The following is a 725-nucleotide window of genomic DNA, read 5'->3' as shown; positions in this document are numbered from 1 at the left end:
CCCCCGGTGTCAGAATAGTTGTCGCCTAATCTGAATAATCTAAATGTGAAGACCGGGGGCGGATAAAGAGTGTCGAATGGCTCGTTATTCAAGTGAGCGCAAGGCTGCTTTGCTCAAGAAGCTGCTGCCGCCCATCAATATGTCGGTGGCCGAGTTGGCTCGGCAGGAAAACATCAGCGAGGTCACTCTGTATAATTGGCGCAAACACGCCAAAGACGGAGGGTCTCCTGTGCCCGGGGACAACAAACTGACCGATGAATGGCCCGCCGAGGCCAAGTTCGCCGTCGTGCTGGAAACCGCTGCGCTTTCCGAGATTGAACTCAGTGAGTACTGCCGCCGTAAGGGTCTCTATCCCGAGCAAGTCCAGCAATGGCGCCAAGCCTGTATTCTGGGCCAGCAATCCGCTCGTACCTTACAACAGGCGGAGAAGGCACAGGCCAAAGCGGACAAGAAGCGTATCCGGCAACTGGAGCAAGAGCTGCGGCGCAAAGACAAGGCCCTGGCCGAGGCGGCAGCTCTGCTGATATTGCAAAAAAAGCTCGATGCCTACTGGAGCAACGTCGACGAGGACAACTGACCTCGTTGCCAGAGCGGCAGCAATACGTTGCATGGTGGCGCGAAGCGCTTGAAGCTGGCGCCCGCAAGCATCCTGCGGCCGAGGTGTTGGGGCTGAGTCTGCGCACGCTCCAGCGCTGGTTGGCCGGGCCTGAGCTGAGTGCCGATAG

General features: G+C 58.3%; 1 pseudogene. It reads left to right on the top strand.

Features of this window, described 5'->3' with window-relative positions:
- Window positions 1-76: 76 nt before the first annotated feature.
- Window positions 77-725 (top strand): annotated as a pseudogene (locus PG888_RS23020) (IS3-like element ISAs20 family transposase); the annotation flags it as partial.

Origin of the sequence: Aeromonas sp. QDB23, assembly GCF_027707745.1 — a bacterium.
In the GTDB taxonomy this organism is placed as follows: Bacteria; Pseudomonadota; Gammaproteobacteria; order Enterobacterales; family Aeromonadaceae; genus Aeromonas; species Aeromonas allosaccharophila.
The sequence above is the reverse complement of the archived record's forward strand: the minus strand, read 5'-3'. Positions and strand labels throughout refer to the sequence as shown.